Genomic DNA, 12,754 nt, shown 5'->3' with positions numbered 1-12,754 from the left:
ATCGATGCCTTCAGCCATTGCCTTCACGGTTGAAAGCGGCCTGCAGGCCGAACAGGATCTGCTGGCCAGCGTTTGCGCCGGTGACGCTGAATCCGGCTTGCTGTTCTGGCAACCCAGCGATCGTGCCCTGGTCATGCCGCGTCGCTTGAGTCGCCTGCCAGGTTTTGAACTTGCCTGTGAGGTATCGGCCGCAAGCGGCTGGCCGGTGCTGCTGCGTGAAACCGGTGGCGAGCCAGTGCCTCAATCGGGCGCTACGGTCAATATCGCGCTGGTCTATGCGCCACCGCGAAGTGAAGGTGACCATGGCCGGATCGAGACTGCTTATCGGCGTCTGTGCGATCCGATCTGCCAGTTGCTCGATGAGCTGGGCGGGGTGGCTTCCCTTGGCGAAGTGGAGGGCGCGTTTTGTGATGGGCGCTTCAACGTCAATCTGGACGGCCGAAAAATGGTCGGTACCGCCCAGCGCTGGCGGCAAAGCAAGGGTGGCCAGAGGCCGGTGGGTCTGGTGCATGGCGCCCTATTGCTGGATGACGAGCGTGATCCCATGGTTGCGGCGGTCAATCGGTTCAACGAGGCGTGTGGCCTGGAGCAGCGTGTGCGTGCCGAGAGCCACATTGCCCTGCATGAGAAATTCCCGGCGCCTCATGCGCTGGAACGGCTCGAGGCGCTCTACCGGGAACTGTTGAGCAGCTTTTAGCGCGTCCCGAACACGACCATGGTCTTGCCTTTGACGCTGACCAGATCGCGCTCTTCCAGGTCCTTGAGCACGCGTCCGACCATCTCTCGGGAGCAGCCAACGATGCGGCCGATTTCCTGACGGGTCACTTTGATCTGCATACCATCCGGATGGGTCATGGCGTCGGGCTGCTTGCACAGTTCCAGCAGGCAGCGGGCGACGCGACCGGTCACGTCGAAGAACGCCAGGTCACCGACTTTGCGGGTGGTATTGCGCAGACGCTGCGCGATTTGTCCGCTGAGGGCGTAAAGAATGTCCGGATCCTGCTGCGACAGCTCTCGGAATTTGCCATAGCTGATTTCCGCCACTTCACATTCGACCTTGGCTCGTACCCAGGCACTGCGCTCCTGCTCCTTGCCCGCCTGCTCGAACAATCCCAGTTCGCCGAAAAAATCCCCGGAGTTGAGGTAGGCGATGATCATTTCCCGGCCGTCATCGTCCTCGATCAGGATAGTGACGGAGCCCTTGATGATGAAAAACAGCGTATCGGAGCGGTCGCCTGCGCAAATGATGTTGTGCTTGGCGGGGTAGCGGCGACGCTGGCAATGCATCAAGAGTTTGTCGAGGTTCTTGATCTTGGACGTGGGAGTAATGGCAACCATGGTTGTATCCCGAAAGACTGCGCGGTGTGGTGGTTTGGTTTTTTGGGTGAGGGCGAATGGCTATCGCCAAAAGCTGGCCATACGCCAGCGAGATGGCGCAGCTTAACAGAGGCATTCGTAATAGATTCGAGAATTTACCTACAGGCGCTGGCGTAAGAGGCATCAGGCATCCCGCTGCCATCAACGGGCGCTGTGCTAAGCTGGCGCCCCCTTTTTTTGAACAGTGGAGTCTTGGCGATGAAGGCACGCATCCAATGGGCTGGCGAAGCCATGTTCCTCGGTGAATCAGGCAGTGGTCATGTGGTCGTCATGGACGGCCCACCGGATGCCGGCGGTCGGAACCTGGGTGTCCGGCCAATGGAAATGCTCTTGCTCGGTGTCGGCGGCTGCAGCAACTTCGATGTGGTCAGCATTCTCAAGAAGTCACGCCAGGCCGTCGAAAGTTGCGAAGCGTTCCTTGAAGCCGAGCGCGCGACAGAGGATCCGAAAGTGTTTACCAAGATCCACATGCACTTCGTGGTCAAAGGCCGTGGACTGAAGGAAGCCCAGGTCAAGCGCGCCATTGAGCTGTCCGCCGAGAAATACTGCTCGGCCTCGATCATGCTCGGTGCTGCCGGTGTTGAAATCACTCACGATTATGAAATCATCGAGTTGGGTTGAATCGACATCCAACCATCACAAATGCAGTGCAAGCTCTGGCGGTCAGAAGCCGACATCTGCATAATGCGCCACTTTTTTCAGGGCAATGATCGGCTCGCGGGCTGATCCATTGCCTGGACAGACAACCAAAATCGCCATCGCGAAGAGGTGTTAACCGTCCTACGCAGGTGCGTCGTTCGCATCTGACGGGCATGCTTGATCACGCGGCCGGGCCGCAATACACAGAGAGTTTTCAAACGGTGAAAAGCAAACTCAAGCTCCATGGGTTCAATAACCTGACAAAGACCTTGAGCTTCAACATCTATGACATCTGCTATGCGGAAACCCCGCAAGACCAGCAGGCCTACGTCGAGTACATCAATAAAGAGTACAACGCCAAGCGCCTCACGCAGATCCTCACGGAAGTTGTCGATATCATTGGTGCCAACATCCTGAACATCGCCAGTCAGGACTATGAACCCCAAGGCGCCAGCGTGACCATTCTGATCTCGGAAGAGCCGGTGACACCGACCGAAAGCCAGATCGAAGAGTCCCCGGGCCCGTTGCCTGAAATTATCCTGGCCCACCTCGACAAGAGCCACATCACGGTACATACCTATCCGGAGATCCACCCGGTGGACGGTATCGCAACGTTCCGAGTGGACATCGATGTGTCGACCTGTGGCGTCATTTCACCGCTCAAGGCACTCAACTTCCTGATTCACCAATTCGATTCCGACATCGTGACCGTGGATTACCGTGTGCGTGGCTTCACACGGGACGTGGAAGGCCACAAGCACTTCATTGATCACGAGATCAATTCGATCCAGAACTATCTCTCCGAAGACACTCGCGACGCGTATCAGATGACCGACGTGAACGTGTACCAGGAAAACCTGTTCCACACCAAGATGCTGCTCAAGGACTTCGAGCTGGACAACTACCTGTTCGGTGATGCCACCAGCAACCTGTCCGTTGAGCAGCGTGGCCAGGTGGAAGAGCGTGTGAAGCACGAGATGCTGGAGATTTTCTACGCGCGCAACATGCCGCGCTGAAGATCAAGGCTACAAAAAAAGGCGACTACCTGTGCGGTAGTCGCCTTTTTCAGTTCTGGGAAACCCGATATGTCTGTGGGACAGGCTCCGTATCGCGGTCAGATCCGATAGGTGCTCTTGGTCATGACCTTCGCCAACAGGCTCATGCCGAATTTCACCGGAGCCGGGAAACGAAAACCCCCCGCATCGAGAGCGCTTTCGGCATGCTGTTCTTCATCCTTGCGCATCTGTTCAAGAATCGCCCGGGACTTTTCATCTTCGGCCGGCAACTGCTCCAGGTGCTCATTCAGATGCTTGCACACTTGATGTTCGGTTGCCGCGACGAAACCCAGGCTGACCTTGTCGCTGATCAGTCCGGCCGCCGCGCCGATGCCGAATGACATCCCGTAGAACAACGGATTCAGGACGCTGGTATGGCTACCCAATTGGCGAATGCGCTGCTCGCACCAGACCAGGTGGTCGACTTCTTCTTCGGCGGCATGCTCCATCGCCTCGCGTACCTGCGGCAATCTTGCCGTCAGCGCCTGGCCCTGGTACAGAGCCTGGGCGCAAACCTCACCGGTATGGTTGATACGCATCAGGCCCGCGACATGGCGAGTCTCTTCGTCACTCATCTGTACGTCCGGCTGCACGATTGCCGGCGACGGACGGTACGGCTGGCCACTGAAGGGCAGTAGCGTGCGCATCGCGGTATCGGCTTGCAGCAGCAGGCGGTCAATGGGCGAGTAGTGACGTTGGGTAGTCATGCTTACCTCCGGAAAAAATCACGGCAGCCAGTTTAACCCAATCGGCTGCTGAAGATTTGCGCTGGGTCAGCGGTATCAACCCGGTGGCCAGTTCATCTGGCGCTGCCCCAGCACGTGCATATGAATGTGATAGACGGTCTGCCCGCCAAGTTCATTGCAGTTCATCACCACGCGGAAGCCTTCCTCACAGCCCAGCTCAAGCGCAAGGCGCTGGGCGGTAAACAGGATATGTCCGGCCAACCCTTTGTCTTCCTCGGTCAGGTCATTGAGGGTGCGGATCGGTTTTTTCGGAATCACCAGGAAATGCACTGGAGCCTGGGGGGCGATGTCGTGAAAAGCCAGAACCTGATCGTCTTCATAAATGATCCTGGCCGGAATTTCCCGGTTGATGATCTTGGTAAACAGAGTGTCCACGGCTGCTGCTCCGTTGGGTTGTTTGAGGTCGAGTGTATGAAGGCTCGGTTGGCAAGCCCGGGTTAACCATCCGCAAATCTAGCGTGGACAGTAGGCTTTATTGGACATGCCGCTAAGAATTCGCACCAGCCAGCGCGGCCCGAGTCGGGGCAGGGCGGCGATCCAGCGATTGCGGCGTCCGGGAATGATAATGGCCCGGTCCCTGTCCAGCGCGCGGACAGCGTACAGCGCAACCTCTTCAGGGCTCATCAGCTTCTTATCGTCGCTGGGCTTCTCGTCCCGTTGCCACTCGGCAAAAAAACCGGTGCGGGTCGGGCCCGGGCAAAGTACCGAGACTTTGATCGCACATTTCTTCAGCTCGATTCGCAGGGCTTCGGAAAAGTGCAATACGTACGCTTTGCTGGCGTGGTAGGTGCTCATCCAGGGGCCCGGCTGGAATGCGGCAGTCGACGCGACGTTCAGGATCTGGCCGCCTCCATGCAGCGCCATGCTGTTGCCTACGGCGTGACAGAGGCGGGTCAGGGCCAGGATATTCACTTCGATGAGGTCCTGCTCGGTCATCCAGTCCTGGCCCAGGAACGGGCCGAAGGTGCCGATGCCGGCGCAGTTGACCAGCAGGTCGATCTGGCGTTCGCCTTCTTCCAGTTCCAGCAGGAAACCTGAAAGCCGCAAGGGCTCGCTCAGGTCGCAAGCCCGGAACAATACTTCCACGCCAAATCGCTGGGTCAGTTCGATCGCAATACTTTCCAGTCGATCGCGCTGTCGCGCCACGAGTATCAGGTTGCGCCCGCGCCGGGCCAGTGCTTCAGCCAGGGCCAGGCCGATTCCGCTGGAAGCGCCAGTGATCAGGGCGTAACGGGTCATGCAGTTCTCCATCGCAACAGCCCGCCGCCAGTGGACTGGGCTGTCACTGGCATGAAGCGGGCCTATTGTTCCTCTTCTTCTTCTTCGTAGTCTACAGAAGGCGAGGCGGGCTCGGCTGCATCAACGGCCGGTTCTTCGCTGGTCTGGTCACTGTATTCGCTGCTTTCGTAGCTGCTCGAGGCACCGCTATCGAAGTCCTCCTGGAGAGCACCGAAGATGCCGGCGAAGGTAGCCACGAAAATCAGGACGATCATTACCAGCCACAGCGACGCCAGCAGCTTGACCGCCGTGGTATTGCGCGGCGGTGGTGGGCCGTACTGGTTGGCGCCGGTATTGCCTGGGGCGATGATGAGAATGAACGGGAAGATGCTGCCCACGAATGGCACGAGGTTGATCAGCCACAACCACCCCGACCAGCCGAGATCATGCAGACGCTGGACGTTGAACTGGATGCTCACGAACGCGAAGGCAAGCACGACGACTACAGCGATCAGACCACCGACGACCAACCCTGCTATCGAGTCGGAAGCGAGCAGCCAGTTCGTGGCGACCCAGAAGCCCAGGCCTACCAACGGCAGCATGGCCAGGGTCAGGACCATGGTCCAGGCCAGGTAGCGCAGGCGTCCGATACGTCCCTCGAAGCTGAAGGGTTTGAGCGTGCCGTACTCGGCGAACGTTTCACCCACTGCTGCCCGTGGAGGCGCATAAGGAGAAACAGGATCGATCACGGAGTCCGGCTGGCGGCCGCCCGGCTGCTCCTGGATTTCGCCGAGATTGAGCTGGATGGACGGTTCGGCTTCGATTCGTGCATCGATGCCGCTTTTATGAAGCGCGTCCAGGTACTGTTGCGCTTCATTCTGGGACAGGTTGTTCTTGAGGGACACCTTGCGACCGCTGAACAGTCGTTCAATGGCGCTCACATCACTTTTGAACAGTTCGGCGAGGTTGAGCTTGGCGGTAGTGGTATCTACGCCTGGCAGCAGGGCCCCGTCGAATACAATGTTGAAACGGTTTTCGCTCATGCCTGGCATCCTTGTCTTTCTGGTTGGTTTATTGTGGGTTCAGCGCGGCCAATGGCCGCCAAGTTGTGTCGCTAGGGCTTGCGCCTGCCGGTATTCTTCATCCAGGCGTGCGATCAATTGATCGACACCGGGCAAATCATTGATGTCACCTACACCCTGGCCGGCGGACCATACGGTCTTCCAGGCCTTGGCTTCATCATTGAGCGGTTTGAGTTTCGCCCCCGCATCCGCCACGCCCTTGCCTTGCAGAGCAGCCAGGTCGAAGCCGGCACTTTCCAGGCTCTGACGCATGAAACTGGCCGGCACCCCGGACACTGCGGGAGTATGCACGATGTCCGCGGCTCTGGATGTGAGCAACATCTCTTTATAAGCGTCGGACGCGTGACTTTCCGTCGTGCCGATAAAACGCGTTCCGAAGTAGGCCAGATCCGCGCCAAGCAATTGCGCAGCCAGAATCTGATGGCCGTGGTTAAGGCATCCTGCAAGCAACAGGGTTTTATCGAAGAACTGCCGGATTTCAGCAATCAGTGCGAATGGGCTCCAGGTTCCTGCGTGCCCACCCGCACCGGCCGCAACGGCAATCAAACCGTCGACGCCCGCTTCGGCGGCTTTTTCGGCATGGCGGCGAGTGGTCACGTCGTGAAATACCAGGCCGCCATAGCCATGAACCGCGTCCACCAATTCCTTCACCGCCCCCAGGCTGGTGATGACGATCGGCACCTTGTGCTCGATACAGATTGCCAGGTCGGCCTGGAGTCGCGGGTTGCTGTGATGGACGATCAGATTGACTGCGTAGGGCGCCGGCTTTTCCAGAGTCGCCAAGCCCGCTTCGATTTCCTCCAGCCACGCCTTGAAGCCGCTGCTTTCACGTTGGTTCAACGCCGGGAAACTCCCGACGACACCGTTGCGGCAGCAGGCCAGTACCAGCTGCGGATTGGAAATGAGGAACATCGGTGCGACCACGACAGGCAGGCGCAGACGTTGTTCAAGCAGAGCGGGCAGCGACATTGGAGGTCCCTCTGATCAGTGGATGCGGTTGGAATTAGAACGGCCGGACCACGACCAGAATTACAATAGCCAGCAATATCACGACCGGCACTTCATTGAACCAGCGATAAAAGACATGACTGCGGGTGTTTTCGCCACGGGCGAAGCGCTTCACCTGGGCACCGCACATATGGTGATAGCCGATCAGCAGGACGACCAGAGTCAGCTTTGCGTGCATCCAGCCGCCTTGGGTGAAGTAGGCGCTGGCATTGAGGCTGAGCAAGCCGATGCCGAACACCAGCGTGGCGATCATCGCCGGGCCCATGATGCCGCGATACAACTTGCGTTCCATGATGGAGAAGCGTTCCTTGCTGACGCTGTCTTCGCTTTGAGCGTGGTAGACGAACAATCTAGGCAGGTAGAACAGGCCGGCAAACCAGCAGACCATGCTGACAATGTGAAGCGCTTTGAGCCATAGATAGAGCATTTTTGATTATTCCCAGGTTCACGGTAGGTTCGATAGTAGAGGTTAGCGCGGCCACACGTCACCTTGGCGGTTGTCGCAGCGCTGCGGGCGCCCTATCATCGACGGCTTTCCAGTGGTTCGTTGAGGGCAGGTTCATGGTCAAGGTCGGTATCGTCGGCGGCACGGGTTACACCGGTGTCGAACTGCTGCGTCTGTTGGCGCAGCATCCGCAAGCTGAGGTGGTGGTCATTACCTCCCGATCCGAGGCCGGCTTGGCCGTCGCCGACATGTATCCGAACTTGCGTGGCCATTACGACGGCCTGGCGTTCAGCGTCCCTGACGTCAAGACCCTCGGGGCCTGCGATGTGGTGTTTTTCGCCACCCCCCATGGTGTCGCCCACGCTCTGGCGGGTGAGCTGCTGGCCGCGGGAACCAAGGTCATTGACCTGTCGGCAGACTTCCGTCTGCAGGACGCAGACGAATGGGCCAAGTGGTACGGTCAGCCTCACGGCGCACCGGAACTGCTGGACGAGGCGGTCTACGGCTTGCCGGAAGTCAATCGTGAAAAAATCAGGCAGGCACGGCTGATCGCGGTGCCGGGTTGCTATCCGACCGCGACGCAGTTGGGATTCCTGCCTTTGCTCGAGGCCGGTCTCGCCGATGCGTCGCGCTTGATCGCCGACTGCAAGTCGGGCGTCAGCGGCGCCGGTCGAGGTGCCAGCGTTGGCTCGTTGTACTCCGAAACATCGGAGAGCATGAAGGCCTACGCGGTCAAGGGGCATCGTCATTTGCCGGAGATTCGCCAAGGGTTGCGTCGCGCGGCAGGCAAGGACGTCGGCCTGACTTTCGTGCCGCACCTGACGCCCATGATCCGTGGTATCCATTCCACCCTCTACGCCACCGTGACCGATCGCTCCGTGGATCTGCAGGCGCTGTTCGAGAAGCGTTATGCCGATGAGCCGTTTGTCGACGTGATGCCGGCTGGCAGCCATCCGGAAACCCGCAGTGTCCGCGGCGCGAACGTATGCCGGATCGCTGTGCATCGCCCGCAGGATGGCGACCTGGTCGTGGTCTTGTCGGTAATCGACAACCTGGTCAAGGGCGCTTCCGGCCAAGCGGTACAGAACCTCAACATCCTCTTCGGGCTGGATGAGCGACTGGGCCTGTCCCACGCTGGGATGCTGCCTTGATTAAGAGATGCAGGCTGTAAGCTACGAGCCCGTGGCTTATAGCTTGCGGCTTACAGCTGCTGCGCAAATAGTTGACCAATTTTGTCGGAGAAGCGGATAATGCCCGCCATCACGCATTATGGCGGCGTAAGCGCCGGGAGATATTCAGCATGAGCGTCGAAACCTTCACCCCCACGGCTTTGCAATTCACCCACGGTGCCGCGCACAAGGTGAAGAGCCTGGTCGATGAAGAGGGCAATGATCGTTTGAAGCTGCGCGTGTTCGTGACGGGCGGCGGTTGTTCAGGTTTTCAGTACGGCTTCACTTTCGATGAGGAAGTGGCCGAGGATGACACCATCGTCGAGCGCGAAGGCGTCAGCCTGGTGGTCGATCCGATGAGCTTCCAGTACCTGGCGGGTGCCGAAGTGGATTATCAGGAAGGCCTGGAAGGATCGCGCTTCGTGATCAAGAATCCTAACGCCACCACAACTTGTGGGTGCGGTTCTTCGTTTTCGATCTGATCGCTTCAATAAAAACGCCGCAGAGCCTTACGGCCCTGCGGCGTTTTTTTGTCCGCGATTATTGATCTCAGGCCGGATAAATGGCACCGAGTACGCGCGGGCCACGGGCCCCAGTGACACTTGGACGGTTGCCTGGAATACCCTCAAGACAGCAATGGGCGAGCCAGGCAAAGGCCATGGCTTCAACCCAATCCGGGTCCACGCCGTACACTGCCGTACTGCTGACTTTGGTAGCTGGTAGCAAGTCAGCCAGGCGCTTCATCAGTGTCTGGTTGTGTGCCCCACCGCCGCAGACCAGCAACTCCTGCGTGTTCGGCTGGGCATGCTGGAGTGATTCGACGATGGTCAGGGCAGTCAGTTCAAGTAGTGTCGCCTGCACATCTTCAGGGGTGAAGGCTGGCAATTGCGATAGATGACGGGTCAGCCAGGACAGGTTGAATACTTCTCGTCCGGTACTTTTCGGGCCCTTGGTTACAAAGAAGGGGTCTCCAAGCAACGTCTTGAGCAAAGTCGGCTCTACTTTTCCGCTGGCTGCCCATTGGCCGTCACGATCAAAAGGCTCGCCTCGCTCCTGGTGTATCCATGCATCGAGCAATACGTTGCCTGGGCCACAATCGAAACCTGATACGGGTTTTGCCAGCTCTATCAGGCTGAGATTGCTGAAGCCGCCGACATTCAGCACTGCACGAGGACCGACTCGTTCTTCGAACAGTGCTTCGTGAAATGCCGGAACCAGAGGCGCCCCCTGTCCTCCGGCGGCGACATCACGGCTGCGGAAATCGCTGACAACGGTGATGCCAGTCAATTCGCTCAAGAGTGCCGGGTTACCGATCTGCACGGTAAATCCGCGGGCCGGTTCATGGCGAATGGTTTGGCCGTGGCTGCCAACCGCGGTGAGGTCTTCAGGCTTGAGCTTCTGTTCGTCGAGTAAGGTATGGATGCCCTGCGCGGCCAGCTTTACCCAGTTCTGCTGGGCGATGGCGGAGCGGGCGATCTCATCGGGCCCACTGCTGCACAGTGCAAGCAACTCGGTGCGCAGGGGCGTGGGCATGGGTATGTAATGCGTGGCGATCAATTTGATCGCCGGGGCCAGTTCGATCAGCGCGATATCCAGGCCATCCAGGCTGGTCCCGGACATCACACCGATATAGAGCGCCATGGCTTAGCGCTTGCTCGAAGCCAGCAGGGTGGCTTTCTCTTGATCCATGCGAGCCATCAGAGGCTGGCTCTGAGCCAGGAAACGGGTGCGCTCGGATTTCGCAATCGGATCGGCCATCGGCAGCTTCTGGCCGAGCGGATCGACGTGAACGCCGTTGACCTGGAATTCATAGTGCAAGTGCGGGCCGGTGGACAGGCCAGTCGTACCGATGTAGCCAATAACCTGGCCTTGCTTGACGGAGCCGCCGGTCTTCACGCCCTTGGCGAAACCTTGCATGTGGCCGTACAGCGTGCGGTAGGTGTTGCCGTGCTGGATGATCACGGTATTGCCATAACCGCCTCGACGGCCGGCCAGCAGTACCTTGCCATCGCCGGCAGCCTTGATGGGCGTGCCGCGCGGAGCTGCGTAGTCGACGCCTTTGTGGGCGCGGATCTTGTTCAGAATAGGATGCTTGCGGCCTGCGGAAAACCTGGAGCTGATGCGGGCGAAGTCGACTGGAGTACGGATAAACGCCTTGCGCATGCTGTTGCCGTCAGCGGTGTAGTAGCTGCTGTTGCCCTGCTTGTTGGTGTAGCGCACCGCCGTATAGGTCTTGCCGCGGTTGGTGAAGCGCGCGGAAAGGATCGGTCCGTTGCCGACGCTTTTCCCATTGACCACTTTCTGTTCGTAGATGACGTCGAACTCGTCGCCCTGGCGAATATCCTGCGCGAAGTCGATGTCATAACCAAACACGCTGGCCATGTCCATGGTCAGGCTGTGGGAAAGGCCGGCGCGGGCAGCCGACTGGGACAGCGAACTATTGATGACGCCGTGAACATAGGCGGAGCGCACGGTAGGTTTGGTGGTGACGCGGTTGAATACATAACCCTTTTCGTTTTTGGTCAGGGTGATGCTTTCCAGATCGCTCAGCTTGGTGTGCAGGTTGGTCAACTGCCCGTCTGGATTGAGTTCGAATTCGAGTTTCTGGCCACGTTGCAGTTGAGTGAACTGTTTGGCTTGCTTGTCGCTGGCCAGGATTTCATGGACTGAGGTTGAGGGCAGGCCCACCTTTTCGAAGAGGGTGGAGAGTGTGTCGCCCTTGGCAACAATCACTTCACGGTGGTCCGGTCCTTTCTTCTCTTCTGCAACAGGAGCTTCTACCTGTGCAGTGGCGTTTGCAGTGTCTTCCGGGCTTTCTTCAATCTGCGCAAAAGGCGAGGCGGCCGGTTCGTTTGTGGCTTGAACGGCTTCGGCGGCGTCTTGTTCTTGTGTCAGTTGTTCAGCGGGACTTTCCAGTTCAAGACTCAGAGTCGTCTTTTTGGCTTCGACATCGCTGGAAGGAAATACCAGGAGCGCCAGGCTAAGGAGGGCGGCGATACCACTTGCGGCGAGCAGGTGGGTCTTTGGGTAAAGCGGCGGCGCTTTAGACGGTTCGGTGGTCATAGGTAATTTGACTTTTGAAAAGATGAATTGGAAAAGATGAATGACATGATGAAGATGAAATAACTGTATAAAATATAACCAAAACCCCTGCGAAGCAAGCCCGCGGACGCTCTGTCTATGGGATTGGCGTTCGTGCACCTGGCAAACCTTGTATTTGGTGCGCGATCTTGTATGGTTGGGGCCCTTTGAATCTGAGCCTTGCGGGTCTGTTATGAAGTCGGTTGAAGAGCAGCTAGCGCTGATCAAACGTGGTGCGGAAGAACTGTTGGTCGAGTCCGAGCTGATCGAAAAGCTCAAGCGCGGGCAGCCGCTGCGTATCAAGGCCGGTTTCGATCCGACGGCGCCCGATCTGCACCTGGGGCATACCGTGCTTATTAATAAGCTGCGTCAATTCCAGGACCTGGGGCATCAGGTTATCTTCCTTATAGGCGACTTCACCGGCATGATCGGTGATCCGAGCGGCAAGAGTGCCACGCGTCCTCCGCTGACTCGTGAGCAGGTTCTCGACAACGCCGAGACCTACAAGACTCAGGTCTTCAAGATTCTTGACCCGGCCAAGACCGAAGTGGCTTTCAACTCCACTTGGATGGATCAGATGGGGCCGGCGGATTTCATACGCCTGACTTCCCAATACACCGTAGCTCGCATGCTCGAGCGCGATGATTTCGACAAGCGTTATACAACCAATCAGCCAATCGCCATCCATGAGTTCCTCTATCCGCTTGTGCAGGGTTATGACTCGGTCGCATTGCGGGCGGACGTTGAGCTTGGCGGTACCGATCAGAAGTTCAACCTGCTGATGGGGCGTGAGCTGCAGCGCGGCTATGGGCAAGAAGCTCAGTGCATCCTGACCATGCCATTGCTGGAAGGTCTGGATGGCGTGAAGAAGATGTCCAAGTCGCTGGGCAACTACGTCGGGATCCAGGAAGCGCCGGGCGTCATGTACGGCAAG

Annotated in this window: 15 protein-coding genes (1 of these 15 only partly in view); 6 read left to right on the top strand and 9 right to left on the bottom strand. The window is 58.3% G+C overall.

What is annotated here, in order from left to right:
- The first annotated feature begins 4 nt into the window (after positions 1-4).
- The gene (locus J3P86_RS24040) at positions 5-697 is read left to right on the top strand and encodes a lipoate--protein ligase family protein (protein WP_434698996.1); all 693 of its coding nucleotides are present in this window, start codon (positions 5-7) and stop codon (positions 695-697) included.
- Here the strand turns inward: J3P86_RS24040 and crp are convergent.
- Positions 694-1,338 carry a cAMP-activated global transcriptional regulator CRP gene (gene crp / locus J3P86_RS24035; RefSeq protein ID WP_434627751.1) on the bottom strand — a complete coding sequence of 215 codons (645 nt, stop codon included), beginning with the start codon at positions 1,336-1,338 and terminating at the stop codon, positions 694-696. The genes J3P86_RS24040 and crp overlap by 4 nt on opposite strands.
- A 237-nt stretch (positions 1,339-1,575) precedes the next feature.
- Between crp and J3P86_RS24030 the strand changes: the two genes are divergently transcribed.
- Positions 1,576-1,998 carry an OsmC family protein gene (locus J3P86_RS24030; RefSeq protein WP_008061600.1) on the top strand — a complete coding sequence of 141 codons (423 nt, stop codon included), beginning with the start codon at positions 1,576-1,578 and terminating at the stop codon, positions 1,996-1,998.
- A 239-nt stretch (positions 1,999-2,237) separates the two neighbouring features.
- Positions 2,238-3,032, top strand: a complete 795-nt coding sequence (gene speD / locus J3P86_RS24025) for an adenosylmethionine decarboxylase (protein WP_434571448.1) — start codon at positions 2,238-2,240, stop codon at positions 3,030-3,032.
- A gap of 98 nt (positions 3,033-3,130) precedes the next feature.
- On the opposite strand, the gene coq7 is transcribed toward speD, so the two are convergent.
- The 6 genes from coq7 to hemJ form a co-directional block, all read right to left on the bottom strand.
- A complete protein-coding gene (gene coq7 / locus J3P86_RS24020; RefSeq protein ID WP_434698995.1) occupies positions 3,131-3,778 on the bottom strand; it encodes a 2-polyprenyl-3-methyl-6-methoxy-1,4-benzoquinone monooxygenase in 648 nt (215 codons plus the stop codon).
- Positions 3,779-3,853: 75 nt separating this feature from the next.
- A complete protein-coding gene (locus J3P86_RS24015; RefSeq protein WP_305498431.1) occupies positions 3,854-4,192 on the bottom strand; it encodes a histidine triad nucleotide-binding protein in 339 nt (112 codons plus the stop codon).
- Positions 4,193-4,270: 78 nt separating this feature from the next.
- A complete protein-coding gene (locus J3P86_RS24010; protein ID WP_434696648.1) occupies positions 4,271-5,056 on the bottom strand; it encodes an SDR family NAD(P)-dependent oxidoreductase in 786 nt (261 codons plus the stop codon).
- A gap of 62 nt (positions 5,057-5,118) precedes the next feature.
- Positions 5,119-6,078, bottom strand: a complete 960-nt coding sequence (locus J3P86_RS24005) for a DUF805 domain-containing protein (protein ID WP_434698994.1) — start codon at positions 6,076-6,078, stop codon at positions 5,119-5,121.
- 39 nt (positions 6,079-6,117) lie between these two features.
- Positions 6,118-7,086 carry an NAD(P)H-dependent flavin oxidoreductase gene (locus tag J3P86_RS24000; RefSeq protein ID WP_434571456.1) on the bottom strand — a complete coding sequence of 323 codons (969 nt, stop codon included), beginning with the start codon at positions 7,084-7,086 and terminating at the stop codon, positions 6,118-6,120.
- Between the two features lie 34 nt (positions 7,087-7,120).
- The gene (gene hemJ / locus J3P86_RS23995) at positions 7,121-7,552 is read right to left on the bottom strand and encodes a protoporphyrinogen oxidase HemJ (protein ID WP_305498435.1); all 432 of its coding nucleotides are present in this window, start codon (positions 7,550-7,552) and stop codon (positions 7,121-7,123) included.
- Between the two features lie 134 nt (positions 7,553-7,686).
- Between hemJ and argC the strand changes: the two genes are divergently transcribed.
- Positions 7,687-8,721, top strand: a complete 1,035-nt coding sequence (gene argC, locus J3P86_RS23990; protein WP_305498436.1) for an N-acetyl-gamma-glutamyl-phosphate reductase — start codon at positions 7,687-7,689, stop codon at positions 8,719-8,721.
- A gap of 149 nt (positions 8,722-8,870) precedes the next feature.
- Positions 8,871-9,221, top strand: a complete 351-nt coding sequence (erpA, locus tag J3P86_RS23985; RefSeq protein ID WP_003177727.1) for an iron-sulfur cluster insertion protein ErpA — start codon at positions 8,871-8,873, stop codon at positions 9,219-9,221.
- Positions 9,222-9,288: 67 nt separating this feature from the next.
- On the opposite strand, the gene J3P86_RS23980 is transcribed toward erpA, so the two are convergent.
- On the bottom strand, positions 9,289-10,380 hold the full coding sequence (locus tag J3P86_RS23980; protein WP_434698993.1) for an anhydro-N-acetylmuramic acid kinase: 1,092 nt from the start codon (positions 10,378-10,380) through the stop codon (positions 9,289-9,291).
- Between the two features lie 3 nt (positions 10,381-10,383).
- The gene (locus J3P86_RS23975; protein ID WP_434631145.1) at positions 10,384-11,802 is read right to left on the bottom strand and encodes a peptidoglycan DD-metalloendopeptidase family protein; all 1,419 of its coding nucleotides are present in this window, start codon (positions 11,800-11,802) and stop codon (positions 10,384-10,386) included.
- Between the two features lie 211 nt (positions 11,803-12,013).
- Between J3P86_RS23975 and tyrS the strand changes: the two genes are divergently transcribed.
- On the top strand, positions 12,014-12,754 hold the 5' portion of the coding sequence (gene tyrS, locus J3P86_RS23970; RefSeq protein ID WP_434698992.1) for a tyrosine--tRNA ligase. It continues 459 nt past the right edge of the window; the window shows 741 of its 1,200 coding nt (coding positions 1-741); it begins with the start codon at positions 12,014-12,016; its stop codon lies beyond the right edge, outside the window.

It is taken from the genome of Pseudomonas sp. D1-1, assembly GCF_051132225.1.
Lineage (GTDB): Bacteria > Pseudomonadota > Gammaproteobacteria > Pseudomonadales > Pseudomonadaceae > Aquipseudomonas.
This window is presented reverse-complemented; position numbering and strand designations above follow the sequence as displayed.

Bases quoted from the DNA above. Each gene is read 5' to 3' on its own strand.
- J3P86_RS24040 (WP_434698996.1), top strand. From the start codon at position 5: ATGCCTTCAGCCATTGCCTTCACGGTTGAAAGCGGCCTGCAGGCCGAA.
- crp (WP_434627751.1), bottom strand. From the start codon at position 1,338: ATGGTTGCCATTACTCCCACGTCCAAGATCAAGAACCTCGACAAACTC.
- J3P86_RS24030 (WP_008061600.1), top strand. From the start codon at position 1,576: ATGAAGGCACGCATCCAATGGGCTGGCGAAGCCATGTTCCTCGGTGAA.
- coq7 (WP_434698995.1), bottom strand. From the start codon at position 3,778: ATGACTACCCAACGTCACTACTCGCCCATTGACCGCCTGCTGCTGCAA.
- J3P86_RS24010 (WP_434696648.1), bottom strand. From the start codon at position 5,056: ATGACCCGTTACGCCCTGATCACTGGCGCTTCCAGCGGAATCGGCCTG.
- J3P86_RS24005 (WP_434698994.1), bottom strand. From the start codon at position 6,078: ATGAGCGAAAACCGTTTCAACATTGTATTCGACGGGGCCCTGCTGCCA.
- J3P86_RS24000 (WP_434571456.1), bottom strand. From the start codon at position 7,086: ATGTCGCTGCCCGCTCTGCTTGAACAACGTCTGCGCCTGCCTGTCGTG.
- hemJ (WP_305498435.1), bottom strand. From the start codon at position 7,552: ATGCTCTATCTATGGCTCAAAGCGCTTCACATTGTCAGCATGGTCTGC.
- argC (WP_305498436.1), top strand. From the start codon at position 7,687: ATGGTCAAGGTCGGTATCGTCGGCGGCACGGGTTACACCGGTGTCGAA.
- erpA (WP_003177727.1), top strand. From the start codon at position 8,871: ATGAGCGTCGAAACCTTCACCCCCACGGCTTTGCAATTCACCCACGGT.
- J3P86_RS23980 (WP_434698993.1), bottom strand. From the start codon at position 10,380: ATGGCGCTCTATATCGGTGTGATGTCCGGGACCAGCCTGGATGGCCTG.
- J3P86_RS23975 (WP_434631145.1), bottom strand. From the start codon at position 11,802: ATGACCACCGAACCGTCTAAAGCGCCGCCGCTTTACCCAAAGACCCAC.